28 protein-coding genes are annotated in these 25,181 nt (G+C 67.8%); 26 read left to right on the plus strand and 2 right to left on the minus strand.

Annotated elements, in window-relative coordinates; genetic code table 11:
- Positions 1 to 21 precede the first annotated feature (21 nt).
- From BOSE46_RS05605 to BOSE46_RS05730, 26 genes are all read left to right on the plus strand, one after another.
- Positions 22 to 1,044, plus strand: a complete 1,023-nt coding sequence (locus BOSE46_RS05605; RefSeq protein ID WP_159539066.1) for a diiron oxygenase — start codon at positions 22 to 24, stop codon at positions 1,042 to 1,044.
- 3 nt (positions 1,045 to 1,047) lie between these two features.
- Entirely contained in the window at positions 1,048 to 2,772 is a 1,725-nt protein-coding gene (locus BOSE46_RS05610) for an FAD-dependent oxidoreductase (protein ID WP_159539068.1), read from the plus strand.
- 34 nt (positions 2,773 to 2,806) lie between these two features.
- Entirely contained in the window at positions 2,807 to 3,703 is an 897-nt protein-coding gene (gene pdxS, locus BOSE46_RS05615; RefSeq protein WP_159539070.1) for a pyridoxal 5'-phosphate synthase lyase subunit PdxS, read from the plus strand.
- Positions 3,704 to 4,047: 344 nt separating this feature from the next.
- Positions 4,048 to 4,581, plus strand: a complete 534-nt coding sequence (locus BOSE46_RS05620; RefSeq protein ID WP_159539072.1) for an alternate-type signal peptide domain-containing protein — start codon at positions 4,048 to 4,050, stop codon at positions 4,579 to 4,581.
- A gap of 89 nt (positions 4,582 to 4,670) precedes the next feature.
- Positions 4,671 to 5,192 (plus strand): signal peptidase I, encoded by a 522-nt coding sequence (locus tag BOSE46_RS05625; protein ID WP_236551620.1) that lies wholly within the window; start codon positions 4,671 to 4,673, stop codon positions 5,190 to 5,192.
- Positions 5,189 to 5,803 carry a hypothetical protein gene (locus BOSE46_RS05630; protein ID WP_159539076.1) on the plus strand — a complete coding sequence of 205 codons (615 nt, stop codon included), beginning with the start codon at positions 5,189 to 5,191 and terminating at the stop codon, positions 5,801 to 5,803. The genes BOSE46_RS05625 and BOSE46_RS05630 overlap by 4 nt, the downstream gene beginning before the upstream one ends.
- Positions 5,796 to 6,401 carry a TasA family protein gene (locus BOSE46_RS05635; protein ID WP_159539078.1) on the plus strand — a complete coding sequence of 202 codons (606 nt, stop codon included), beginning with the start codon at positions 5,796 to 5,798 and terminating at the stop codon, positions 6,399 to 6,401. Before BOSE46_RS05630 ends, BOSE46_RS05635 begins: the two co-directional genes overlap by 8 nt.
- Positions 6,398 to 7,426, plus strand: coding sequence for a signal peptidase I (locus tag BOSE46_RS05640; RefSeq protein ID WP_159539080.1), 1,029 nt, complete (start codon positions 6,398 to 6,400; stop codon positions 7,424 to 7,426). Before BOSE46_RS05635 ends, BOSE46_RS05640 begins: the two co-directional genes overlap by 4 nt.
- A gap of 101 nt (positions 7,427 to 7,527) precedes the next feature.
- Entirely contained in the window at positions 7,528 to 8,010 is a 483-nt protein-coding gene (locus BOSE46_RS05645; protein WP_159539082.1) for a signal peptidase I, read from the plus strand.
- A 394-nt stretch (positions 8,011 to 8,404) separates the two neighbouring features.
- Positions 8,405 to 8,929: an alternate-type signal peptide domain-containing protein gene (locus BOSE46_RS05650; protein ID WP_159539084.1), complete on the plus strand. Its 525-nt coding sequence runs from the start codon at positions 8,405 to 8,407 to the stop codon at positions 8,927 to 8,929.
- A 92-nt stretch (positions 8,930 to 9,021) separates the two neighbouring features.
- Complete coding sequence (locus BOSE46_RS05655; RefSeq protein ID WP_159539086.1) at positions 9,022 to 9,576, plus strand: signal peptidase I; 555 nt, start codon at positions 9,022 to 9,024, stop codon at positions 9,574 to 9,576.
- Complete coding sequence (locus BOSE46_RS05660; RefSeq protein WP_159539088.1) at positions 9,573 to 10,199, plus strand: LPXTG cell wall anchor domain-containing protein; 627 nt, start codon at positions 9,573 to 9,575, stop codon at positions 10,197 to 10,199. Before BOSE46_RS05655 ends, BOSE46_RS05660 begins: the two co-directional genes overlap by 4 nt.
- A complete protein-coding gene (locus BOSE46_RS05665) occupies positions 10,192 to 10,800 on the plus strand; it encodes a SipW-dependent-type signal peptide-containing protein (protein ID WP_159539090.1) in 609 nt (202 codons plus the stop codon). Before BOSE46_RS05660 ends, BOSE46_RS05665 begins: the two co-directional genes overlap by 8 nt.
- Entirely contained in the window at positions 10,800 to 11,924 is a 1,125-nt protein-coding gene (locus BOSE46_RS05670; protein ID WP_201299531.1) for a signal peptidase I, read from the plus strand. The genes BOSE46_RS05665 and BOSE46_RS05670 overlap by 1 nt, the downstream gene beginning before the upstream one ends.
- A 60-nt stretch (positions 11,925 to 11,984) precedes the next feature.
- Entirely contained in the window at positions 11,985 to 12,584 is a 600-nt protein-coding gene (gene pdxT, locus BOSE46_RS05675; RefSeq protein ID WP_201299532.1) for a pyridoxal 5'-phosphate synthase glutaminase subunit PdxT, read from the plus strand.
- Between the two features lie 12 nt (positions 12,585 to 12,596).
- A complete protein-coding gene (locus tag BOSE46_RS05680; protein ID WP_159539092.1) occupies positions 12,597 to 13,358 on the plus strand; it encodes a YebC/PmpR family DNA-binding transcriptional regulator in 762 nt (253 codons plus the stop codon).
- A gap of 4 nt (positions 13,359 to 13,362) precedes the next feature.
- Positions 13,363 to 13,785 (plus strand): hypothetical protein, encoded by a 423-nt coding sequence (locus BOSE46_RS05685; RefSeq protein WP_159539094.1) that lies wholly within the window; start codon positions 13,363 to 13,365, stop codon positions 13,783 to 13,785.
- 52 nt (positions 13,786 to 13,837) lie between these two features.
- The gene (ruvC, locus tag BOSE46_RS05690; RefSeq protein ID WP_159539096.1) at positions 13,838 to 14,353 is read left to right on the plus strand and encodes a crossover junction endodeoxyribonuclease RuvC; all 516 of its coding nucleotides are present in this window, start codon (positions 13,838 to 13,840) and stop codon (positions 14,351 to 14,353) included.
- Positions 14,350 to 14,940 carry a Holliday junction branch migration protein RuvA gene (gene ruvA, locus BOSE46_RS05695; RefSeq protein ID WP_159539098.1) on the plus strand — a complete coding sequence of 197 codons (591 nt, stop codon included), beginning with the start codon at positions 14,350 to 14,352 and terminating at the stop codon, positions 14,938 to 14,940. Before ruvC ends, ruvA begins: the two co-directional genes overlap by 4 nt.
- Positions 14,940 to 15,986 (plus strand): Holliday junction branch migration DNA helicase RuvB, encoded by a 1,047-nt coding sequence (gene ruvB, locus BOSE46_RS05700; protein ID WP_159539100.1) that lies wholly within the window; start codon positions 14,940 to 14,942, stop codon positions 15,984 to 15,986. Before ruvA ends, ruvB begins: the two co-directional genes overlap by 1 nt.
- A 117-nt stretch (positions 15,987 to 16,103) precedes the next feature.
- Entirely contained in the window at positions 16,104 to 16,397 is a 294-nt protein-coding gene (gene yajC, locus BOSE46_RS05705) for a preprotein translocase subunit YajC (RefSeq protein ID WP_159539102.1), read from the plus strand.
- Positions 16,397 to 18,070: a protein translocase subunit SecD gene (secD, locus tag BOSE46_RS05710; protein ID WP_159539104.1), complete on the plus strand. Its 1,674-nt coding sequence runs from the start codon at positions 16,397 to 16,399 to the stop codon at positions 18,068 to 18,070. Before yajC ends, secD begins: the two co-directional genes overlap by 1 nt.
- Complete coding sequence (secF, locus tag BOSE46_RS05715; protein WP_159539106.1) at positions 18,070 to 19,170, plus strand: protein translocase subunit SecF; 1,101 nt, start codon at positions 18,070 to 18,072, stop codon at positions 19,168 to 19,170. Before secD ends, secF begins: the two co-directional genes overlap by 1 nt.
- An 86-nt stretch (positions 19,171 to 19,256) precedes the next feature.
- On the plus strand, positions 19,257 to 19,727 hold the full coding sequence (locus BOSE46_RS05720; protein WP_159539108.1) for a hypothetical protein: 471 nt from the start codon (positions 19,257 to 19,259) through the stop codon (positions 19,725 to 19,727).
- Positions 19,728 to 19,798: 71 nt separating this feature from the next.
- Positions 19,799 to 20,329, plus strand: coding sequence for an adenine phosphoribosyltransferase (locus BOSE46_RS05725; protein WP_159539110.1), 531 nt, complete (start codon positions 19,799 to 19,801; stop codon positions 20,327 to 20,329).
- A gap of 171 nt (positions 20,330 to 20,500) precedes the next feature.
- On the plus strand, positions 20,501 to 22,801 hold the full coding sequence (locus BOSE46_RS05730; protein ID WP_159539112.1) for a bifunctional (p)ppGpp synthetase/guanosine-3',5'-bis(diphosphate) 3'-pyrophosphohydrolase: 2,301 nt from the start codon (positions 20,501 to 20,503) through the stop codon (positions 22,799 to 22,801).
- Between the two features lie 36 nt (positions 22,802 to 22,837).
- Here the strand turns inward: BOSE46_RS05730 and BOSE46_RS05735 are convergent, their stop codons facing one another.
- On the minus strand, positions 22,838 to 23,821 hold the full coding sequence (locus BOSE46_RS05735) for a hypothetical protein (protein WP_159539114.1): 984 nt from the start codon (positions 23,819 to 23,821) through the stop codon (positions 22,838 to 22,840).
- Positions 23,822 to 23,916: 95 nt separating this feature from the next.
- Positions 23,917 to 25,152 (minus strand): DUF349 domain-containing protein, encoded by a 1,236-nt coding sequence (locus BOSE46_RS05740; RefSeq protein ID WP_159539116.1) that lies wholly within the window; start codon positions 25,150 to 25,152, stop codon positions 23,917 to 23,919.
- Between the last annotated feature and the right edge of the window lie 29 nt (positions 25,153 to 25,181).

Consider the following 25,181-nt stretch of genomic DNA (forward strand, 5'->3'; position numbering starts at 1 on the left):
ACCGATCACGAGGAGCCCACGATGTCCCAGACGCTCGACCACCACGAAGCCGAACTGCCCGACATCCCGGTCGACGTGACGCCCGAGCAGTACGCGGACATCCTCGAGGGGCTGTCCCAGGCCTCGGTGGATCGGCACTTCGACGCGTTCATCGACGTGCCGTGGGACGACCCCGACTTCCAGGTGCGCCACGACGACCCGCGGTGGGTGCTGCCCACCGACGTCGACCCGCTCGGCGCCCACCCGTGGTACCAGGCGCAGCCGCTGGCCCGGCAGATCGAGATCGGCCAGTGGCGCCAGGCCAACGTCCTCAAGGTCGGCCTGCAGTTCGAGAACATCCTGATCCGCGGCATCATGCAGTACGTCTTCACGCTGCCCAACGGCTCGCCGGAGTACCGCTACCTCACCCACGAGGCGACCGAGGAGTGCCACCACACACAGATGTTCCAGCAGACCGTCAACCGCATCGGGGTCGACGTCGAGGGCATGCCGTGGCTCATGCGCAAGATCGCCGGGATCCTGCCGTGGGCGGGCTCCGCGGTGCCGTTCGCGTTCTTCATCGGCGTGCTCGCGGGCGAGGAGCCCATCGACCACACGCAGAAGGGCATCCTGCGCAGCGGCAAGGAGCTTCCGCCGGTGCTGTCGCGGATCATGGAGATCCACGTCGCCGAGGAGGCGCGGCACATCTCGTTCGCGCACCACTACATCCGGCGCAACGCCCCCAAGCTAGGCCGCATCGAGAAGCTCGTCATCTCGCTGCTCTTCCCGGTCATCATGCGGGTGCTGTGCGACGTGATCATGGTGCCGTCCAAGGCGTTCCGCAAGGAGTTCGGCATCCCGCGCAAGGTCATGAAGGACCTCTACTGGCGGGCGCCGGAGTCGCGTGAACGCCTGCAGGAGCTGTTCGGCGACGTACGCATGCTGGCCGACCAGTCGGGCCTGCGGGAGAACCGTCTCGCTCGCTGGATGTGGAAGCTGTGCCGGATCGACGGTCGCCCCTCGCGCTTCCGCAGCGAGCCGCCCGTCGCCTTCGCCCAGGTCTAGGCCATGGCACACGTCGTCACCCAGGCGTGCTGCGGCGACGCTTCGTGCGTCTTCGCCTGCCCGGTCAACGCGATCCATCCGACGCCCGACGAGGCCGACTTCGGCCTGGCCGAGATGCTCTACATCGATCCCGTCTCGTGCGTCGACTGCGGTGCCTGCGTCGGGGCCTGCCCGGTCGGAGCGATCGTGCCGGACACCAAGCTGCAGGAGGCGCAGCTGCCGTTCGTCGACGTCAACGCGCTGTTCCACTGCGCCGGGCGTACGTATCCGCCGCAGGCGCCCGTCATGCCGGTCGCGGCGAAGGATCCCGCCGGGGGAGTCCTGCGGGTCGCGATCGTCGGCTCCGGACCGGCAGCGCTGTATGCGGCCGACGAGCTGCTGAAGCGGCCGGGGGTCGAGGTCGACATGATCGACCGGCTGCCCACGCCGCACGGCCTCGTACGCGCAGGGGTCGCGCCCGATCACCAGGCCACGAAGTCGATCGACGGGTTGTTCCGGCAGATCGAGGACCAGCCCGGTTTCGGCTACTTCCTCAACGTCGACGTCGGCACGCACCTCACGCACGACGAGCTGCTGGACCACCACCACGCGGTCGTCTACGCGACCGGCGCCGCGCAGGACCGCACCCTCGGCATACCGGGAGAGCAGCTGCCCGGCAGCGCCACGGCGACCGACTTCGTGGCTTGGTACAACGGTCACCCGGAGCACGCGGGCGACACGTTCGACCTGAGCGGCGAGCGGGCGGTCATCGTGGGCAACGGCAATGTCGCCCTCGACGTCGCCCGAATCCTGGCGACGCACCCCACCCGCCTCGTGTCCACCGACATCGCTGACCATGCCCTGCAGGCCCTGCGGGAGAGTGCCGTCCGCGAGATCGTGCTGCTCGGCCGGCGCGGTGCGGCCGAGGCGGCGTTCACGCTGCCGGAGCTCATCGGGCTGCTCAGCCGCGACGACATCGACGTCGAGGTGGAGGGCGCCGACCTGACCCGGCCCGTCGATGACGTCATGGTCGGCCAGAAGCTGTCGGCGCTCCGCGCAGCCGCCGCTCGACCACGACGCGAGGGCAACCGGCGCATCGTGTTCCGCTTCGCGACCTCGCCGGTCGAGGTGCTCGGCGGCGAGCAGGTCGCCGGTGTGCGAGTCCGTCGCAACCAGCTGATCACGGTCGGTGGCGTCGTACGCCCCGTGCCGACCGACGACGCCTCGACGATCGAGACCGGCCTCCTGTTGCGCTCGATCGGCTACCGGGGAGCCGCCGTCGCAGGCGTCCCGTTCGACGAGGCAGCAGGCGTCATCCCCAACACCGGTGGTCGCGTCGATGCGACGCCGCAGACGTACGCCGTGGGGTGGATCAAGCGAGGACCCACGGGATTCATCGGCACCAACAAGACCTGCGCCCAGGAGACCGTCGAGCACCTGCTGGCCGACTTCAATGCCGGGTTGCTCCCGGATCCGGGATCGTCCCGCCGCGCGTTCGCCGCCTTCGTACGGTCACGCGTGCCGGAGCTCGTCGACCTGCACGGCTGGCGGGCGATCGACCGTGCTGAGCGACTCGACGGAGCCCGGCAGGGACGAACCCGCCGCAAGCTGACCGATGTCGCGGAGCTGTTCGAGGTCGCCGACGGTGCGCACCAGCCGCGCACGACCTGGCGCGATCTGGCCCGGCGTCACGGCGCGTCTCGTGGATCTGTGCGCCGGATGGGCAAGAGCCGGCCCCGAGTAGACTGAAGGCGATCATCCGGGCACATCAAAGGACACAGCAGTGAGCAACGAGGCAACCACGGTCGGTACGTCGCGGGTCAAGCGCGGCATGGCAGAAATGCTCAAGGGTGGCGTCATCATGGACGTCGTCAACGCCGAGCAGGCCAAGATCGCCGAGGACGCCGGCGCAGTCGCCGTCATGGCGCTGGAGCGCGTACCTGCTGACATCCGCTCGCAGGGTGGCGTGGCCCGTATGTCCGACCCCGACCTGATCGACGGCATCATCGAGGCCGTCTCGATCCCGGTGATGGCCAAGGCCCGCATCGGTCACTTCGTCGAGGCGCAGGTGCTGCAGTCGCTCGGTGTGGACTACATCGACGAGTCCGAGGTGCTGACCCCGGCCGACTACGCCAACCACATCGACAAGTGGCAGTTCACCGTGCCGTTCGTGTGTGGTGCGACCAACCTGGGTGAGGCGCTGCGGCGGCTGACCGAAGGTGCGGCGATGATCCGCTCCAAGGGCGAGGCCGGCACCGGTGACGTGTCCAACGCGACGACCCACATGCGCCAGATCCGCGCGCAGATCCGCCGCCTCGGCTCGCTGTCCGAGGACGAGCTGTTCGTCGCGGCCAAGGAGCTGCAGGCGCCCTACGACCTGGTCAAGGAAGTCGCCGAGAACGGCAAGCTCCCGGTCGTGCTGTTCACCGCCGGTGGCATCGCCACCCCGGCCGATGCGGCGATGATGATGCAGCTCGGTGCCGAGGGCGTGTTCGTCGGCTCGGGCATCTTCAAGTCCGGCAACCCGGCCCAGCGGGCCGAGGCCATCGTCAAGGCCACGACGTTCTTCGACGACCCCGACGTCATCGCCAAGGTCTCGCGCGGTCTCGGCGAGGCCATGGTCGGCATCAACGTCGACGACATCCCCGAGCCCCACCGGTTGGCCGAGCGCGGTTGGTAGGGCGTGAGCTGCTCGTTCCTCGCAGCTCCTTCGCGACTCGTACCTCGTCGCTGTCCGGCTCCGCCGGAACGCCCTCTCCTCGCTTCGCTCGTCGCTATGGCTGAGTCCTAGCCTCGGTGCGCTCGGCCCATGGTCGGGTCTAGCCACTGAGCGCAACGCTTGGAACAACGTGTGAGACGGTCGGGACCTTCTGGTCCCGGCCGTTTTGTTGTCCCGTCGCGTAGGGCTTTTGGGCCATTTTCGGCGTTTCGGCCACTTTTTCCTCTTCCAGGGCGCAGGCTCATGGGTGGGAGTTCGACTGCGCGACCGCACACGGCGCGCAGCGATGGAAGAGGGAGCAATTCATGAAGAGGTCTACCAAGGGCGCCCTGGCGGCGTCTGCAGCAGGGATCCTGCTGCTCGGCGGAGCCGGGTCGTTGGCGTTCTGGAACGCCACTGTCACCGTCCCCGGAGGCGCCATCGCCGCCGGAGAGCTGAAGCTGTCGACGCCGGACTGTGGTGCAGGCTGGCTGCTGGACGACGGCGAGGATGTGCCCAACGATCCGTACGAACCGGGCGACAAGGTGGTCCCGGGCGACGTGATCACCAAGGTCTGCACGTTCGACATCACGGCCGTCGGCGACCACCTGCGGGCAACGCTCGGCGCGTCACCCGCAGGGTTCGCCGCCGCGAATGCGCTGACTGCGGATCTCGACATCGACGCGACCTACCAGATCGACGGCGTCGACATCCCGGCCGAGATCACCGAGGCCAACGGCGGCGACACCGTGACCGCGACGATCGCCGTGACGTTCGACGGGGCATCGCTCAACGCCACGCAGACCCTGTCGGCAACGCTCAACGCGGTCACGATCACCGCTCAGCAGGTCCACAGCTGATCTGATCCGGTCCGCCGCCAGGGGGCGGACCGGTTCGGGGACCCACGATGTCGACACATCGCACCGCACGACGTACCCGGGGATGGCTGGTGCAGGCCATCTCCTGGTTCGTCATGTCCGCAGTCCTGTTGGTGCTGGTCGTCTCCGTGCTGGTCCCGCGGCTGGCGGGCGCCACGCCCTACACGATCCTCACCAGCTCGATGGAGCCCGGCATGCCGCCGGGAACGGTGGTCGTGGTCAAGCCGGTCGACGCATCCGACATCGCCGTCGGCGCCGTCATCACGTACCAGCTCGAGTCCGGCGAGCGGGCCGTCGTGACCCACCGGGTCGTGGGGATCGGCTTCGACGGCGAGGGCGAGCGCGTGTTCCGCACGCAGGGGGACGCCAACAGCGCGCCCGATCCCGAGCCGGTCAAGCCGGTGCAGGTCAAAGGGGAGCGTTGGTACGCGATCCCATACCTCGGCCACGTCTCGAACGCGTTGACGTCCGCCCAACGACAGGCGGCGGTGACGATCGCCGCCATCGGGTTGTTCGGCTATGCCGCAGCGATGTTCCTCGGTGCCGGCCGGGAACGACGCAGGAAGTCGACACGGATGGGAGCGGTGTCATGACACGGCCCGGTTGGCACGTCGTGGCCCTGACCGTGCTCGTCATCGGCGCCGCGTCGCCGGCAGCCGCGGACACCGAGATCGGGCTGAGTGTCGATGGTGCGACGTGGGCGCCGACCCTCACGGCGCCGCTGTTCGACCCGGACCTCCGCTGGGTGCCGGGCGACACCCGCAGCGCCACGTTCTACGTACGGAACCAGTCCGATGACGTGGCCACCCTGTCGGTCGACGTGCTCGGCACCGCGCTGCACACCTTGCTCGACACGGGCGACCTGAGGATCTCGGCCCGCGGTGACGGAATCGACTGGCGTGCGACGTCGCGGCCCGGGACGCATCGGCTGGTGTCCGACGTGGCCGTGCCAGCGGGCGCGAGCACGCCGATCGACGTCACCGTGGCCCTCGCCCCGGGATCGTCGAACGAGTCGATGCGTCGGCAGCTCGATCTCCGGTTCCGCCTCAGCCTGACGCAGCGCTCGGCCGTCGGCCCGGACGGTGGCGGACTGCCGGACACCGGCGCCCCGGGAGCGTGGGACCTGGTTCTCGGGATCGCGCTCGTCGCCGGCGGCATCATCGCGACGTCACGTCGCCCAGAGAGAGAAGACGCTCATGTCTGATCATCGCGCGACCTCTCGTGCGCGCCGTGGCTGGTTCACCTCGGTTCGCGTGCGCGCGCTGCTGAGCCTCGGCATTGCACTCGGCATCGGCTCCGTCGGCACGTTCGCGTTCTGGACCGACGACGTCGTCATCACCGGGACGACGTTCACGGCCGGCACGATCGACCTTCGCGTCAACGGCGCAGACTCCCTCCCGACCTACACGACCCTGAACATGAGCAACGCCGTGCCGGGCAACACGATCGCCGGGGTCCTGACGATCAGGAACCAGGGCTCGGCACCGCTGAAGTACACCGCCACGACGACGGCGTCGAATGCCGACGGCAAGAACGTACGCGGGTCCTTGACGGTCAAGGTCACCGCGGCGACGAGCGTGACGGGGACGTTCCCGACAGCGACGTGCGGGGGAGCGGCGATCACGGGCTTCGCCACGTCGTTCACGGGAGCCTCCTTCCTCACGCCCGGCCGTCTCCTGGCGCCGAGCACGGAGGAGCAGATCTGCGTACAGGTGACGCTCGATGCCGCGGCGCCCACGACCGTCCAGGGCGGATCCACCAGCGTCGGCTTCACGTTCACCGGGACCTCGGATCTCTCATGACGACCCGTACACGGCAGCGGCGAACCACGCGGGACGTGCTGCTGACCCTCGGCGCTGTGCTGGGTGCCGTGTGCATTCTCGCCACCGCAGCCTCGGCGGTGCTCGATGTGAAGCCACTGGTCTTCCGTTCCGGGTCGATGTCACCTGCCATCCGCACCGGCGACCTGGCCATCGCCCGCGAGGTCGACGCCTCACAGCTCGAGCGTGGCGACATCGTCTCGGTGATCAATGCCGGCGGGTCGCGGGTCACGCACCGTTTGGTCGCGTCCACGGAGCGCCACGGGGCGACGCAGCTCGTCCTCAAGGGTGACGCGAACAAGACGGCTGACGCCGAGGTGTACACCGCGACCCGCGCCCAGAAGGTGCTGTTCGACGTGCCCAAGGCCGGCTACGTCGTGAACGCCGCAGCGAGCCCCGGTGGCGTCTTCGTCCTCGGCCTGTACGTCGCATGGATGGTCACGTTGATCGTGCGCCGCCCGAGAGGTGACCGGCCCGACGGGCCCGGGTCGGGCGACGGCCGGCGCCGCCGCGGATCGCGTCGCCTCGGCAGGACGACGAGGTCGCGGTCCACAGTCCGCAGCGCACTCCTGGCGACGACTGTCGGCACGCTCGCGATCACTTCACCCGCAGCCGCGGCACCGTGGACTGACTCGGTCGGCGTGGCGGGGACGACCATGACGACGTACACGGTCCCCAAGCCGGTCATCACGTCGTGCAACGTCACCGGCGGCCTTGGCCAGAAGACCGCGACGATCACGTTCTCGGAGGTGTCGTCGCCGTACGCGCTCGACTACACCTCGGCACTGGTCGAGACAGGCCAGTCGATCACGGTGGTCGACGACGGCGCGACACGTCATGTGGCGTTCTCGGCATCGCTTCTCAGCACGGTCCTGAACCAGACGTACAACGTGCGGATCCAGGCCAAGCTCCCAGCGCCCAACGGGGCGTGGGTGTCCGTCAACGCCAACCAGCCGGTCACGGTCGGCCTGCTCGGGCTGTCGATGACCTGCGGCACTGCGACCTGACGCTAGGATCTTCGCCGGGTGGGAGACCCGAAGGGACGCCGATGCCGCAAGGCGGACGACGCAGGGCCAGGTCTGGTCCGAGCACCAGTGGCTTCTGGCGCTTGACGCTGCTCAACGTCGGTGCAGCGCTCGGAGTGCTGTGCCTGGTGAGTGCTGCGGTCTGTGGACTCATGAAGGTGACCCCGATCGTGCTCCGCTCGGACTCGATGGCGCCAGCCGTCTCCACCAGCGACCTCGTGCTGGTGAAGAAGGTCTCCGCCGGGGACGTCTCCAAGGGCGACATCGTGAGCGTGAACGACCGGCAGGGCAGGCGCGTGACGCATCGCGTCGTCGCGGTGGAGCCGTACGGCAGCAGCATCCGCCTGACCCTGAAGGCCGACGCCAATCCCGCTCCGGACGCCGAGACGTACGACGTCACCGAGGTCAGGCGCGTCGTGGTGGCGCTCCCTTGGCTCGGTTGGTTGTTCGCGCCCGCGGACGGACTGCTCGCGCTCGTCGTCGGGGGAGTGTTCATCGGCTGCCTGGTCATCGTGGCGTTCGTGCCCCGCAGGCGGCTCCGTGGGACGCGACGCGCCGAAAGCTGAGTCGGCCGAAGTTCGATTTTCGCCGCGACACGAGTAAGATCAGGTCACCGCCGTCACGAGGTATGGGAGTGCCTCACAGGTGGCGGCGTTCGAGAGGGAGCCTAGGTCGTGTCGGCGTTCGTCGTCGGCGATCAGCTTGCCTCCGCTGAACCCGATCGGGAGGGATTCCGAGAGGGAGCGCGGCGGCGGTGGTGTATCCCCTGGAGATTCGTCTCTGACACCGCCGCCGCCGTCCAGCGTGCGAGAGGTGTGGCAGCGCCATCACTTCGGACTGGACCCGTAGTCACAACGGGTCATCTTTGCGTCGACACAGTGTCTTTGAGACGTACGTCTCGTTTATCGGGTCACAACACCGCGCGGCGTCAGTCGTGCCAACCCGAATGGACACTCCCACATGAAGAAATCCACCAAGGGCGCCCTTGCGGCATCGGCCGCCGGCGTACTCCTCCTCGGCGGGGCCGGGTCACTCGCCTTCTGGAACGCCACCGCAACGATCGACAGCTCGGACATCAGTGCCGGCTCGCTCACCTTGACCGATGACGACTGCTCCGAGTGGGTGCTCGACAACGGTGAAGTGGTCGGCGGCGCCAACCTGGCCGACTCGATCGTCCCGGGCGATGAGATCACCAAGACGTGCACCTACACGATCGGGGCGACGGGTGACCACCTGCGCGCCACCCTCGGCGCGAGTGGTGGAGCCGCTTCCGGCGACCTCGCTGCCGCTGTGACCGTCACGCCCACCTTCGTCGTGGACGGCAACGCCGTCACATCGATCACCGAGGACAACGACGGCGACACCCTGACGGCGAAGATCGTCCTCAAGTTCCCGTATGGCACCGGTGTCGACAACGACACCCAGCTCGATCAGCTGACCCTGAGCGACTACGTGGTCACGGCCACGCAGGTCCACAACCCCTGATCGATCAGTAGGTATCCCTCCCTGGCAGGGGTGCCGGCCCGCGCCGGCACCCCAACGCCAGGGACCCATGACATGACGCGAAGCGGGGACGCATGAAGAGCACTGCAGGATGGATCGGCCAGGTCGTCTCCTGGTTCGTCATCTTCGCGATGCTGGCTGTCCTCGCGGTGTGCGTCCTGATCCCCAGGCTCGGCGGCGGCACGCCGTACACGATCCTGACTGGCTCGATGAGGTCGTCCTTGCCGCCGGGGACCCTCATCGTCGTGAAGCCCACGTCGGCGGACAACGTCGACATCGGAGACGTCATCACCTTCCAGATCGAGAGCGGGAAACCGACTGTCGCGTCGCACCGCGTCATCGGCAAGACCGTCGCCGACGACGGCAGCCCGCGCCTCATCACGAAGGGCGACGACAACGCCGCCGCCGATTCCGACCTCGTACGGCCAGAACAGATCCGCGGCAAGCTCTGGTACTCCGTGCCGGTCCTGGGTCGCGCCAACACCCTGCTCGACAAGTCACAGCACCAGACCATCGTGCTGGCGGTGGGTGGCGGGCTGCTCATCTATGCCGCGTTCATGCTCGTGTCCGCCGCGACGGACTCCCGTCCAGCTCGCGCATCGCGACGCAAGCTGGAGGCCGCAGCATGAAGCGTCTCCTGAGCATCGTCATGGCCCTGGGCGTGGTGCTCCTCGCCGGTCCGGCCTCTGCCGCCGATGAGATCGGCCTCAGTCGCAACGGCGTCACGTTCGCCTCCTCACTCAGTGGCTCGCTCTTCGACCCAGCGTTCACGTGGGTGCCGGGAGATGTCGAGTCCGAGACGTTCTACGTACGCAACCAGGGCGGCGACACGGCTCGGCTGACGGTCGACATCGTCGGCGAGCAGGTCAGCGACCTGATCGAGTCGGGCGACCTGAAGGTCACAGCGAGCAGCGGCAGCCAGGCCAAGACGGTCTCGAGTGCCGGCGACCACAGGCTCCTGAACATCCCAGACGTCGAGGCCGATCAGATCGTGCCGGTCACCGTGACGGTGGCGTTCGAGGACGCATCGACCAACGAGACACAACTGCTCTCCAGCGACCTGACCTTCCGCATCAACCTCAAGCAGACCTCGACCGTCCTCGGCGAGGACGACAACGACGACAACGGACCGCTGCCCGACACGGGTGCGCCCGGTCTCTGGATCTTCGGCCTCGGCTCGGTCCTTCTCGGAACAGGTGTCGCGATCGTCTCGCGCCGCCGCGAAACCCAACAGGGAGAATCCCATGTCTAACCACCTGCCTCCGCGTACGGCCTCCGGCCTGAAGCGCATCAAGTCGACCCGCGTTCGCGCGCTGTTGAGCCTCGGCATGGTGTTCGGCCTCGGTGCCGTCGGGACGCTGGCCTATTGGACGGACTCCGCGACCCTGGCGGGCGGCTCGTTCATCGCAGGCAATCTCGACATCAAGCTCGGCTCGCCTGCGCCCGGCGTGGACAACAGCCCGGCGCAGTTCACCACCGACTTCGCGATGACGAACATGCAGCCCGGCGACTCGAAGGCGGCCATCGTCACCGTACGCAACTCCGGTTCCATCGGCTTCACCTACACCGCGACCGGAGTGACGAGCGGGGGTGCACTGGCCTCGCTGCTCTCGTTCAAGGTGGTCCCTGGCGGCGCCTTGAGCGGCACGACCGACTGCACCGGAACGGCGAGCTTCACCGGGACCATGGCCTCGACCCAGAACGTGATCACGGCCAACCGCCCGCTCGCCGCGAGCGGCGGCAACGAGTCGTTCTGCGTCGTGGCCACCCTGCCCACCGGCACCACGTCGGGCCAGGGCACGAGCGCGACAGCATCCTTCACGTTCAACGCCAAGCAGGTCGGAGCCCCGTAATGTCCCGGCGCAAGCTGGCGAAAGCCAAGGCGAGGCGGGCCGCGAAGGCTCGTGCGGTCCAGGCCGCAAAACATGAGGCGATCGAGGCGAAGGCGCTGCTGACCGCCGAGAAGCCCAAGAGCCGGGTCCGACGCATGTTCTCGGTCAAGGGTCTTCGTGAAGGACTGCTGACCTTCGGCGCGGTCGCCGGCGTCTTCTGCCTCCTGCTGGCCGCTGCGTCGTTCGCGTTCGGCATCAAGCCGATCATCTTCCGCTCGGGATCGATGTCCCCGTCGATCCAGACCGGTGCGCTCGCCATCTCGCAGTCGGTCGATGCCAAGGACCTGGCGATCGGCGACGTCGTGACGGTCAAGACCGACGCCGGCGTCCGGGTCACCCACCGGGTCAAGGACCTGACCTTTGCCAACGGCAAGGCCACGATGGTGCTCAAGGGCGATGCGAACAAGGTGCCCGACGACCACGTCTACATCGTGCGTTCGGCCGATCGAGTCCTCTTCGACATCCCCAAGGCGGGCTATGTGGTCAGCTGGCTGTCCGGCCCGACGGGTATCTTCGCCGGCGGTCTCCTGGCGGGCCTCCTGCTGCTGACGGCGTTCGGCCCGGGCACGCGCAACCAGCGCAAGCCCGGGACGCGCAAGCTGTTCGGCATCTCGATCGCGACCATCACGGTGGGACTCATCTCGACGGGCGTCGGCGGGTCGACGAACACCCAGGCGTACTTCACGGATGCGGCCAACCTGACGAGCGGCACGTTCACCGCGGGCAACTATCCGGGCGCCGATCCCGTGCCGCCTGCCCCGGTCATCACCGGGTGCACCGTGGCAAATGGTGAATCGGCAAACCAGATCACGTGGACCTGGGCCAACACGACCCCCGCGACCACCCCGGCCAACACGCAGTTCAAGATCACGTACTCGAACTTCGTGGGTGCTCCTCTGCCGTCGCCGGCCACCCAGAACCTGGCCGACAACACGTCGCCGTACACGGGTCAGACCGTCACGTACAACGACTCGTCCGGCGACTTCGTCCTGACTGTCACCACGCCTGGCGGCACGTCGGTCTCGTCCAACAAGTACCGGTTCCAAGGCAAGAACAACGGGAAGACCTGCGCCCAGGTCCCGTGAGTCGGCTTGCGGTCGCTGCCCACGGGCTGGCTGCCGAACCTTCCGCAATAGGCTTGGTGGGTGACTTCCCCGTCGATCGGTGTGTTCGCCCTCCAGGGCGACGTACGTGAGCACGTACGCGTCCTGGGTGACTTGGGCGTGCCCGCGTTCACGGTGCGGCGACCCGAGGAGCTCGAGCGCTGCGACGCCCTGGTGGTGCCGGGCGGCGAGTCGACGACGATGTACAAGCTGGCCCGGTCGTTCGAGCTGTTCGAGCCGTTGGTCGAGCGGCTCCGCGGCGGCATGCCGGCCTTCGGCACGTGCGCCGGGATGATCATGCTGGCCGACCACATCGAGGACGGCATCGCCGGCCAGGAAACCCTCGGCGGGCTCGACATCACGGTCCGGCGCAACGCGTTCGGCCGCCAGGTCGACTCGTTCGAGGGCGACATCGCGTTCGACGGCTTCGGGGAGCCGGTGCACGCCGTGTTCATCCGTGCGCCATGGGTCGAGAAGCTCGGCCCGGAGGTCGAGACCCTCGCGACGATCCCGTCGGGCGAGGCCGCCGGTAGAATCGTCGCCGTTCGGCAGGGCAACCTGATGGCGACCTCGTTCCACCCCGAAGTCGGGAGTGACGACCGCATCCATCGTTACTTCGTCGACCTCGTCAAGCAGTCGTAGAAAGGGCAGCTCATGTCAGGCCACTCCAAGTGGGCGACGACCAAGCACAAGAAGGCCATCGTCGACGCCAAGCGCGGCAAGATGTTCGCCAAGATGGTCAAGAACATCGAGGTCGCGGCTCGCATCGGCGGACCCGACCCCGAAGGCAATCCCACGCTCTATGACGCGATCCAGAAGGCCAAGAAGTCCTCGGTCCCCAAGGACCACATCGACCGCGCGGTCAAGCGTGGCGGTGGCGTCGGCGATGACGCGGTCGACTACATCACGATCATGTACGAGGGCTATGCCCCCGGCGGCGTCGCGCTGCTCGTGGAGTGCCTGACCGACAACCGCAACCGCGCCGCGATGGAAGTACGTACCGCGATGACCCGCAACGGCGGCACGATGGCCGACCCGGGCTCGGTGTCCTACATGTTCCACCGCAAGGGCGTCATCATCGTGCCGGCCGAGCAGGAGGGCGGCACGACCAACGAGGACGACGTCCTGATGGCTGTGCTCGACGCGGGCGCCGAGGATGTCAACGACCTCGACGGCTCGTTCGAGGTCATCTGCGAGGCGACCGACCTGGTAGCCGTACGCACGGCGCTGCAGGAGGCCGGGCTCGACTACGACTCGGCCGACGCGTCGTTCGTGCCGACCGTCACGGTCGAGGTCGATGTCGACGCGGCGACCAAGGTAGTACGCCTGATCGACGCGCTCGAGGACAGCGACGACGTGCAGAACGTGTTCGCCAACTACGACGCCTCCGACGAGGTCATGGCCCAGGTCCAGTAGCCGCGTGAAGGTCCAGGACCCGGAGGGGCAGACGTGGCGGGTGCGTCGCCGCTGGCTGCCGTGGCGCCGCAAGGTGCGCGACGTGCCTGACGTGCCTGTTGACGGCATGTTCACCAGCGGTGACGACGCTCTCAGCGGGATCGTGGCCGTCATCCTGCTGATCGTGCTGCTGCCGGTGATCGTGCTGTTCGCGGCGATGCTGGCAGAGCTGCTGCTCCTGTTGCTCTTGCTGCCGTTGTGGCTCATCGTCCGGGCGGTGACGGGCGGACGCTGGCCCATCGAGGTGTGGCGTGGCAAGACGTACGTGGGGACCGACTCGGTCAAGGGCTGGACGCCGTCCCGCGTACGCATGTACGACATCGCCGAAGCGATCCGTCTGGGCCGTCTGGACACGGATTTCCCGCTCGGCGAGTCGGCTTCGTCCTGACCGAGGCGCCGTCTAGGCTGTCGAACATGCGTTCGGTATGCGTGGTGCAGCCATGAGGGTTCTCGGCATCGACCCGGGCCTCACCCGGTGTGGCGTGGGAGTCGTCGACGGCTCGGTCGGCCGCGCCCTGACGATGATCCACGTCGGCGTGTTCCGCACGCCGGCCGACCTCGACGTCGCCCGCCGCCTCCACCAGCTGGAGCAGCAGATCGAGGCGAGCATCCTCGAGCACCGCCCCGACGTCGTCGCGGTCGAACGCGTCTTCAGCCAGCACAACGTCCGCACCGTGATGGGCACCGCTCAGGCCAGCGGCATCGCGATGGTCGTCGCGGCACGTCACGGCATACCCGTCCAGCTCCACACGCCCAGCGAGGTCAAGGCTGCGGTGACCGGCAGCGGACGCGCCGACAAGGCGCAGGTGACGCAGATGGTCACGCGCCTGCTGCGGCTCACGACGGCGCCGACACCGGCCGACGCCGCGGACGCCCTTGCGCTGGCGATCTGCCACATCTGGCGCGGGGGAGCGCAGACCCGGCTGCAAGCCGCGGTCGAGAAGGCAGCCCGATGATCGCCCACGTACGCGGCCCGGTCGCCGCCGTGACCCTGACGTCGGCCGTGATCGACGTCGGGGGAGTCGGCATGCAGATCATGTGCACCCCCAGCACGATCGCCTCGCTGCGCATCGGCCACGAGGTGCAGCTCTCGACCTCGATGGTGGTCCGCGAGGACTCGCTGACGATCTTCGGCTTCGCCAGCACCGATGAGCGCGACATGTTCGAGCTCGTCCAGACCGCCAGCGGCGTCGGTCCCAAGGTCGCCCAGGCGATGCTGGCCGTGCTCGACCCCGACCGGCTCCGCCAGGCGATCGGGCAGAGCGATCTCGCGACCCTGACGTCGGTGCCCGGCATCGGCCGCAAGGGTGCCGAGCGCATCGTCGTAGAGCTCAAGGACCGCGTCGGGGTTGCCACCATTGCGGCGACCGGCGCACCCGCGTGGCGTGACCAGGTCCACGAGGCGCTGCTCGGGCTCGGCTGGTCGGCGCGTGACGCTGACGCTGCGCTCGAACGAGTCGCCGCCGACCTCGAGCCCGGGGCCACCCCCGACGTCTCCACCGTGCTGCGCGACGCGCTCCGCACCCTCTCGAAGGCGCGCTGATGGACGAACGCGAAGAGTTCGAGGCGATCGTCGCCGAGGCCGGACCTGAGGACCGCGCGTTCGAGGCGGCATTGCGCCCCCGCACGCTCGACGAGCTGATCGGCCAGGAGCGCGTACGCGAACAGCTCTCCCTGATGCTCGAGGCAGCGGTGGCTCGTGGACGTACGCCCGACCACGTGCTGCTGTCCGGTCCGCCCGGCCTTGGCAAGACCACGATCGCGATGATCATCGCCCACCAGCTCGCGGCGCCGCTGCGCATCACGAGCGGCCCGGCGATCCAGCACGCGGGAGACCTCGCCGCGATCCTCTCGGGGGTCAACGAGGGCGACGTGCTGTTCATCGACGAGATCCACCGCATGTCGCGGCCGGCCGAAGAGCTCCTCTACATGGCGATGGAGGACTTCCGGGTCGACGTCATCGTCGGCAAGGGTCCCGGCGCGACCGCCATCCCGCTCGAGATCCCGCCGTTCACCGTCGTCGGTGCGACGACCCGGGCCGGACTGTTGCCCAGTCCGCTGCGTGACCGGTTCGGCTTCACTGCGCAGCTCGACTACTACGCCGCCGAGGAGCTGCACCGCATCGTCGACCGCTCGTCCGGCCTGCTCGACCTCGAGGTCACGGACGAGGGCGGCCGCGAGATCGCCTCGCGGTCCCGGGGCACACCACGCATCGCCAACCGTCTGCTGCGGCGCGTACGCGACTTCGCCGAGGTGAGGGCCGGGGGAGTCGTCGACCACGACGTGGCACGCGACGCCCTGGCCCTCTACGAGGTCGACGAGCTCGGTCTCGACCGGCTCGACAGGGCCGTGCTCGACGCGCTGTGCCGCAGCTTCGGCGGGGGACCCGTCGGTGCGTCGACTCTCGCCGTCGCCGTCGGCGAGGAGCGCGAGACCGTCGAGGAGCTCGCCGAACCCTTCCTCGTACGTCTGGGGTTCCTGGCCCGCACGCCGCGCGGACGTGTCGCGACACCCCGTGCCTGGCGGCATTTGGGACTCCCTGTCCCGGCCGCGCTCGACCAGTTGCCGCTCGATGACGACCCGCGTTGACCCGAAGGAACATGAGCCAGGTCACGATGCTGGCGCGGAGAGGCTAAACTTCCCGATGGCCTACGGTCATCCCTGCCCAACAGCGGCAACCTCATACTCGTACGGGAGCATCAAAGCGTGAAAGACCTGGGCGTACTCCTGCCCCTCATCCTCATCGTCCTTGCGTTCTTCTTCCTGGTCCTGCGCCCGGCCCGGGCGCGGCAGCAGTCGTTCCTCAAGGTGCAGAGCGAGATCGCTCCCGGCGCGCGCATCATGATCGCGAGCGGCATCTTCGGTGAGATCGTGTCCGTCGGCGACGAGACGATCGAGCTGCGCATCGCCCCTGACACGGTCATCGTCGTCAAGCGCCAGGCCGTTGCGCACGTCATCCCTGATGCAACGCCCGAGACCGAAACGAGCACTGAGGACTGATGGCGACCAATCCCAAGAACCGGGGCACCAAGGCGGCCGGCAACCTGCCCCGTCCTCGGCGCACCCTGGTGCTCTTCCTCGCGGCGATCATCGCGCTGTACGGCCTGGTCGCGCTGATCGACCTCAACCACAAGAAGGGCGAGGACAGCGCGTGGCAGCCCAAGCTCGGGCTCGACCTCGAGGGCGGCACCCGCATCACGCTCAAGGCCAGCTCCAAGGACGGCCGAGTCACCAAGCCCAAGCTTGAGCAGGCGCGCGACATCATCGACCAGCGCGTCAACGCGTCCGGTGTGAGCGAGGCCGAGGTCACGACGCAGGGCAACAACCAGGTCATCATCGAGATCCCCGGCGAGCGCCGAGCCGGCATCGTCGACGAGGTGGGCAAGACGGCCCAGCTCCGCTTCCGGCTCGTGTGGGCCGGCGGACTGGCCAGCGCCACGGCGCCGACCGACACCGCGAAGCAGCAGGCGATCATCGACAAGATCGACTGGAGCAAGCTCACGCTCGACCAGATGATCAAGGCGGAGACGACCGGACTCGAGACCCTCCCCAAGACGTACCAGGAGGGAATCGCGGCGCTGCAGGCGCAGGCCAAGGGATTCCAGTGCCTCAAGGAGGGCCTCAAGGTCAACGACGTGGCGAACCAGCCGCTCGTGACCTGTGACCCGGCAACCGGCGAGGTCCAGGTCCTGAGCCCGACGATCATCAAGGGCACCGACGTCAAGAGCGCCAACCCCGAGCTCCTGCAGCAGCAGGCGACGTGGGTCGTGGCGATCGCGATCAAGGGCGAGGGCAAGAAGACCTTCAGCACCGTCACCGACGCGCTCTACCAGCAGCAGCAGAGTGGCAATGACCAGGCCAGCAAGTTCGCCATCGTGCTGGACGGCGAGATCCTCAGCTCGCCGACGACCAACGGCCACTTCACGGACGGCAAGTCCCAGGTCCAGGGCAACTTCACAGCGGGTTCGGCGAAGACGCTCGCCAACCAGCTGAAGTACGGCGCCCTGCCGCTGACATTCGGCGTCAACGGCAGCGAGGAGATCGGGCCGTCCCTGGCCGGCACCCAGCTCCACGCGGGACTGCTGGCCGGCGTCATCGGCCTGCTGCTCGTGGTGGTCTACTGCCTCTTCTACTACCGCGGCCTCGGTCTGGTCATCATCGGCTCGCTGTTCGTGGCGTCGGCCCTCACGTTCGTGATGGTGCTGCTGCTCGGCAAGGGCATGGGCTTCACCCTCACGTTGCCGGGCATCGCGGGCCTCATCGTGGCGATCGGCATCACGGCGGACTCGTTCATCGTGTTCTTCGAGCGCATACGAGACGAGGTGCGCGACGGCAAGTCCCTGCGCCTCGCGGTCGAGGCCGGCTGGCTTCGCGCGCGGAGCACGATCCTGGCTGCTGACGCCGTGTCGATCCTGGCGGCGCTGACGCTGTTCATCTTCGCGATCGGGGTCGTCCGTGGCTTCGCGTTCGCGCTGGGCCTCACGACGCTGATCGACGTGTTCGTCGTGTTCCTGTTCACCAAGCCCCTGGTCTCGATCCTCGCGCGCACGAAGTTCTTCGGGCAGGGCCACAAGCTGTCCGGGCTCGACGCCGCTCACCTGGGCATCACGGGTCGCAAGGTTTCGCAGATCGCCCACTCGGCTGAAGTCCGCACCACTGGAGAGGTCAACTGATGGGCCGCATCAGCACATTCGGACAGCACCTCTACGAGGGGCGCGTCTCGTTCGACTTCGTCGGGCGCCGCAAGCTCTGGTACTCCATCTCGGTCATCATCGTGATCGTCGCCGCGTCGGCATTCGTGCTCCGCGGCTTCAACTACGGCGTCGAGTTCAAGGGTGGCGTCGAGTTCACTGCGACGGTCAAGGCGGCCAACTCGGCCACCTCGGACGACATGGTGCAGGCAATCGAGGACGCCAACGTCCCGGAGGCCGGCGACCCGACCGTACAGACGTCCGGCAACGACTCGATCCGCATCCAGACCCGGGCCCTCTCGCAGGACCAGGCGACAAAGATCACCCAGGCCTTGACCAAGGCCGGCGCGACCGAGGTCAGCCAGAACCTGGTCGGACCGACCTACGGCAAACAGGTCGCCAACAAGGCGCTCAAGGGCCTGATCGTCTTCCTGATCATCGTCGTGCTGTTCATCTGGGCGTACTTCCGTGAGTGGCGGATGTCCGTCGCCGGCATCGTCGCGCTGGCGCACGACCTCATCATCACCGGCGGGGTCTATGCGCTGTCGGGATTCGAGGTCACCCCTGCGACCGTGACCGGACTGCTGACGATCCTCGGCTATTCGCTCTACGACACCGTGGTGGTCTTCGACAAGGTGCGGGAGAACACCCGAGGCATCCTCAAGTCGACGTCCAAGACATACGCGGAGCAGGCCAACCTGGCGCTCAACCAGACCCTCGTACGCTCGATCAACACGTCGATCACGGCACTGTTGCCGGTGGGTGCCTTGCTGTTCGCCGGTGCCGCGATCCTCGGCACCGGTCCGCTCAAGGACCTCGCGCTCGCGTTGTTCGTCGGCATGCTCGCCGGCACGTACTCGTCGATCTTCATCGCGACCCCGTTCGCGTCGCAGCTCAAGGAGATGGAGCCGGCGATCAAGGCCCAGGCCGCCCGTGTCATGGCCAAGCGTGCCAAGCAGGGCGACGCGCCGGTCGAGGCCGCCGCGCCGGTCACGGTGCACCGCCCCGTCGCGTCCTCGGGCGCCTCGAAGCGTACACAGCCGTCCCGGCAGCCGCGCTCCAAGCGGGGCAAGGGTCACTAGACCCGACCGCCCCGTGCCATGCTGTACCAACTGATTCAGTGGCACGGGGATAGTCCGGGCTACGCCGCATCTTGGAGGAGAAACCCATGAAGATCCCTATGGCCATTGCGAGTGCCGTGCTGCTGGCCGGCACGCTGGCTGCGTGTGGTGGCGGCGACGGCGGCAGCGGGGGTTCGGGCAGTGACTACTGCAAGGACCTCAAGAAGGCCCAGGCGTCCTTCGGCGACTTCTCGTCGGGTGACCTCGGTGACCTCGATGCAGCCTTCAAGGCGTTCCACAAGCTGGCCGACGAAGCGCCGAGCGACATCGACGCCGACTGGAAGAAGCTCGACACCGCGCTCAACACGGTCGAGAAGGCCCTCAAGGACGCCGGCCTGAAGTTCTCCGACCTGGCCGAGGTCCAGCAGGGCAAGATCCCCGAGAACGTCGACCCGTCGAAGCTCCAGGGACTCGCGACCGAGATGTCCAAGCTCAGCAGCTCGGACTTCACCAAGTCGTCGAAGGCCATCGAGACGCACGCGAAGAAGACCTGCAAGGTCGACCTCAGCGGTTCGTAAGTCACGTTGACGGCAGGTCTCGTGGGCATCAGCCCGCGGGACCTGCTGTCATTCGCCACCAGAGGGAGAACATGAGCGACCTGACCGAGACGATCGATCGCCTCGTCCGTCCTATCGAGGACTGGCCCGAGGCCGGCGTCACGTTCCGTGACATCACGCCCCTGCTCGCCGACCCGGTCGCCCTGGCGGCCGTGATCGACGGGATGGTCGAGCTCGCCGAGCAGGTCGGACCGATCGACGCGGTGCTCGGCATCGAGGCGCGCGGCTTCCTGTTCGGTCCCAGCATCGCCCTGCGACTCGGCGCCGGCTTCGTGCCGGTCCGCAAGGCCGGCAAGCTGCCGGCGACGTCGTTGTCCACGTCGTACGACCTGGAGTACGGCTCGGCCGTCCTCGAGATGCACGTCGACGCGCTCCACGCCGGTGCGCGGGTGCTCGTCGTCGACGACGTCCTCGCGACCGGCGGCACGATGCTGGCGGCTGCTGACCTCGTGCGCCAGGCCGGCGGCACGGTCGCCGGCAACCTCGTCATGATCGAGCTGCTCGCACTCGGCGGCCAGGAGCGACTGGCTCCGCTCGGCTGTGCGAGCCTGCGTACGTACTAGGCCCTCATCCCGGAATCGAGACCCATGAACCCCCACCAGGTCCGCGTCGTCGCCCTCATCCTCGTCACCGTGCTCGTGCTGGCCGCTGCGGCCACCCTGATCGACGGTCTCCTGACCTGACCTGCAGCGTGACCCACTGACATACGATGGAAAGACACAGTGAGGAACGCGATGGCTGAACGCACCGAGGCGCCGCCGGTCGAGTCGAAGAATTCCGACTCGGCACCGGCTTCTGCGCGCGTGCGCAACCGGCTGGCCCGCATCGGCGGCAAGTCGGGGTCCTCGGACGCGGTGCTCGACCCGCTGATCAAGGTCTATCGGACGACCCATCCCAAGGGCGACGTCACGTCGATCCAGAAGGCGTACGAGATCGCCGAGCGGATGCACGAAGGGCAGACCCGCAAGAGCGGCGATCCCTACATCACGCACCCGCTCGCGGTGGCGACGATCCTCGCCGAGCTCGGCATGACGGCGCCGACCCTGTGCGCGGCGCTGCTGCACGACACCGTCGAGGACACCGACTACACGCTCGCCGAGCTGAGCACCGACTTCGGCGACGAGGTCCGCCAGCTGGTCGACGGCGTCACCAAGCTCGACAAGGTCAAGTACGGCGACTCGGCGCAGTCCGAGACGATCCGCAAGATGGTCGTGGCGATGAGCCGCGACATCCGCGTGCTGGTCATCAAGCTCGCCGACCGGCTGCACAACATGCGCACGCTCCGCTACCTGCGGCAGGACAAGCAGGAGCGCATCGCGCGCGAGACCATCGAGATCTTCGCCCCGCTGGCGCACCGGCTCGGCATGAACACGATCAAGTGGGAGCTCGAGGACCTCGCGTTCGCGACCCTGCACCCCAAGGTCTACGACGAGATCGTGCGGCTCGTCGCCGACCGCGCGCCGTCGCGCGAGCAGTTCCTCGAGCGCGTGGTCAACGACGTCGAGTCCGACCTGCGACACGTCAAGCTCAAGGCCAAGGTCTCCAGCCGGCCCAAGCACTACTACTCGATCTACCAGAAGATGCTCGTCGGCGGCCGCGAGTTCTCCGACATCTTCGACCTCGTCGGCGTACGCATCCTCGTCGACACCGTCGCGGACTGTTATGGCGTGCTCGGCGTCCTGCACGCCCGGTGGAACCCGATCCCCGGGCGGTTCAAGGACTACATCTCGGTCCCGAAGTTCAACATGTACCAGTCGCTGCACACCACGGTGATCGGCCCGCAGGGCAAGCCGGTGGAGCTACAGATCCGTACCAACGCGATGCACCGCCGCGCCGAGTACGGTGTCGCGGCGCACTGGAAGTACAAGGAGGACGCCACCGCGGGCAAGTCCGGCAAGGGTCCCGACAAGGACGACATGCTGTGGCTGCGGGAGCTGCTCGACTGGCAGTCCGAGACGTCGGACTCCGTCGACTTCCTCGACTCGCTGCGGTTCGAGATCAACAACGCCGGCGTCTACGCCTACACGCCGCGCGGCGACCTGATCCAGCTGCCGGCCAAGGCCACGCCGGTCGACTTCGCGTACGCCGTGCACACCGAGGTCGGGCACGCCTGCATCGGCGCCCGCGTCAACGGCCGGCTCGTGTCGCTGGAGTCAGAGCTCGAGAGCGGCGACGTCGTCGAGGTCTTCACCTCCAAGTCGCCAGATGCCGGGCCGAGTCGTGACTGGCTCGAGTTCGTTGCCAGCCCGCGAGCCCGCAACAAGATCCGGCAGTGGTTCACCAAGGAGCGCCGCGACGAGGCGATCGAGCGCGGCAAGGACCTGATCGCCAAGCAGATGCGAAAGGAGGGTCTGCCGCTGCACCGGCTGTTCCGGCACGAGACCCTCGACACCGTCGCCAAGGAGCTGCACCTGGCCGACGTGTCGACGCTCTACGCGTCGGTCGGCGAGGGCAACGTCGGTGCGCAGAACGTCGTCGAGCGGGTCATCGACCTCGCCGGCGGTCGCGAAGGTGCCGAGGAGGACCTCGCTGAGGCGACCTCGCTGCCCGGCGTCGGTACGCGTCGCCCTCGCACGGAGAGCCGCGACGCCGGCGTGGTCGTCGAAGGGCTCGAGGGCGACATCATGATCAAGCTGGCCCGGTGCTGCACCCCTGTGCCCGGTGACGCGATCGAGGGGTTCGTCACGCGTACGGCCGGCGTGTCGGTGCACCGCACGGACTGCGTCAACCTGCTGTCGCTGCGCAGCCAGCCCGAGCGGCTGGTGTCAGTGCACTGGGCGCCGACCGGCAAGAGCACGTTCCTCGTGGCGGTGCAGGTCGAGGGCCTCGATCGCCCGCGGCTGCTGAGCGACATCACCCGGGTCATCTCCGACCAGCACGTCAACATCTTGTCGGCGTCCCTGTCCACGGGCCGCGACCGCGTCGCCAAGTCGAAGTTCACGTTCGAGATGGCCGACCCCAAGCACCTGGGCCACGTCCTGTCGGCCGTACGCACCGTCGAAGGCGTCTTCGACGTCTACCGTCTCACCCAATAACGCTGACGAGAGGGTTGCGACCCGCCGGGGAGAGGGTTATGCCCCGCTGAGGAGAGCGTTGTGGCCCACCGACGAGAGGGTTGTGACCGCTGGTGGCGGCCTGTTTCCCCACCAGCGTGGGATCGGGGTCATGCCGAGCAAGGCACCGAGCTCGTCCTCGAACGATGTGTCCGTGCCGAAGATTCGCTCCCGGGTTCCGATGACCCAGCGCCAGCCGAAGAGCTCAGTCAAGTATGTACGCCGGTCGAGGTCATGCGCCTGGTGCAATCCAGCGGTGTGGAACTCCCGCCCGTCGAACTCGGTCCCGATCAGGCGTTCCGGATAGGGAAGGTCGATGAAGAAGGATCGACCGAAGTCGTCCACGACCTCGAACTGCGGATCCGGTGGAGGGAAGCCGGCGTCCAGGATCCGCAGGCGTTGCCACGACTCGCCGGGCGACTGCGTCCTGGGCTCAATGAGGAACGCGAGGCTGCGTGCCTGCACGATGCCGCGGTAGCCCTTGAGGCGTGCGACGTATTCGATGACCTCGTCGGTGCTCACCAGCCCGGCGTGGGCGAACGCGTCGGCGGCCGCGAGTGCGTATGGGCGGTACATCCTGCGGAGCAGGTCGCTGACCGTGCGCACCGGAGTCGTCACGTGGAGCCCGTCGACGAAGTCGATGTCGTTGGAAGCGAGAATCGCTTGGCGCCCGACAGCACCGGCACGCTCGACCTTGGTGCGAGAGTGCTCCACGAGGAAGGCGGGTTCGAACTTGTGCCGGTCTCCGGGCGCGAAGACATTAAGCCCGTACAACCACGCGGCGGTCTCGCTGCACGCGACAGCGCCATCTGGCTTGACGAGCTTGATCGCTCGCAGCCGGGCGTTCCGGGAATCAGGCACCCGTGCGTCCACGTAGACATTGCGGAACTCGCGCCGTAACAAACCAAGGGTGACCATCCGTCGGAGCTGACGGGACGTCAGCGCGAGGTCGAGGGCCTGGGCAGTCGTGAACGGGAATCCGTCGTTGAGGAGATCGGGCATGCCCGGATCAAACTCGTGGCCCGATGCTTGCGTCGAACGGCGCGTCCACAGGCACCCCGTCGGCAGGGCGCAACCCTCTCCTCAGCGGGGGTGGGTCAGGAGTAGTCGGCCTGGGCCTTCTTGGCCATGTCGAGGAAGGCTTCCTTGGACGCCTTGTCGGCCTCGAGGTCCTTGACCTTCTTCTTGTCGCCCTTGGCCTCGGCGGCGGCGATCTTCTCGCCCACCTCGTCGATCGCGCGCTGGAGCTTGCCGATCATGTCGTCGGCGCGAGCGGACTTCTCCGGGTCCGTCTTCTTCCACTTGCTCTCGGTCGCCTCGCGCACGGCCTGCTCGACCTTGCGGATGCGCGCCTCGAACTCACCGATCTTGGCGCGCGGGACCTTGCCGGCTGCCTCCCAGCGATCGGCGATGTCGAGCCACGCCTTGCGGGCGGCGTCGATGTCCTTGATCGGGAGGAGCTTCTCGGCCTCGGCCAGGATCTCGAGCTTCTTCTCGGCGTTGACCTCGTACTCGGCGTCGAGCTTGGCGTTCTCCTCGTCGCGCGCCGTGAAGAACGCGTCCTGCGCTGCCCGGAACCGCTTCCAGAGCTTGTCCTCGACGTTGCGGGGTGCGGAGCCGGCCTTCTTCCACTCCGTCATCAGGTCGCGGTACTTGCCGGCGGTCGGCCCCCACTCGGTGGACGTCGAGAGCGCCTCGGCCTCGACGATCAGCTTCTCCTTGATCGTCTTGGCGTGCTCGCGCAGCGTCGACTGCTCGCCGAAGTGCGTCTTGCGACGCCGCGTGTACGCCGTGCGGGCCGTGCTGAAGCGGTGCCACAGCTCGTCGTCGGCGGACTTGCTGAGCCGGGGGAGCGCCTTCCACTCGTCGAGCAGGGCGCGGAGCTTGTCGGCGCCTGCCTTCCAGTCGTTGCCGGCGGCGATCTTCTCGGCCTCGTCGGCGATGCGCGTCTTCTCGGTCTGCGCCTCGGCGACCTTGGCGGCTCGCTCGACCTTGCGCACCTCGCGCTGCTTGTCGATCGCCGGCTGCAGGGCGTCGAGCCGCTTGAGCAGCGAGTCGAGATCGCCGAGCGCTTGGGCGTCGACGATCTGCGCGCGCACCTTGGTGACGGCCTTGGCCGCGTCGTCGGGGGAGAGCGCACCGCCTTCGAGGCGCTTCTCCAGCAGGTCGACCTCGACCTCGAGTCCTTCGTAACGGCGCACGTACAACGACATCGCCTCAGCGGGGTCACCGCCGGGCCACTGGCCGATCAGTCGTTCACCGTCAGTGGTCTTGACGTAGACATTGCCTTCGTCGTCGACACGACCCCAAGGGTTCGTGGGCGCAGAACTCATGGCCCACAGTGTAGGCGTCAGCCGGTCGG

The organism is Aeromicrobium sp. 9AM, assembly GCF_902506105.1.
Taxonomy (GTDB): domain Bacteria; phylum Actinomycetota; class Actinomycetes; order Propionibacteriales; family Nocardioidaceae; genus Aeromicrobium.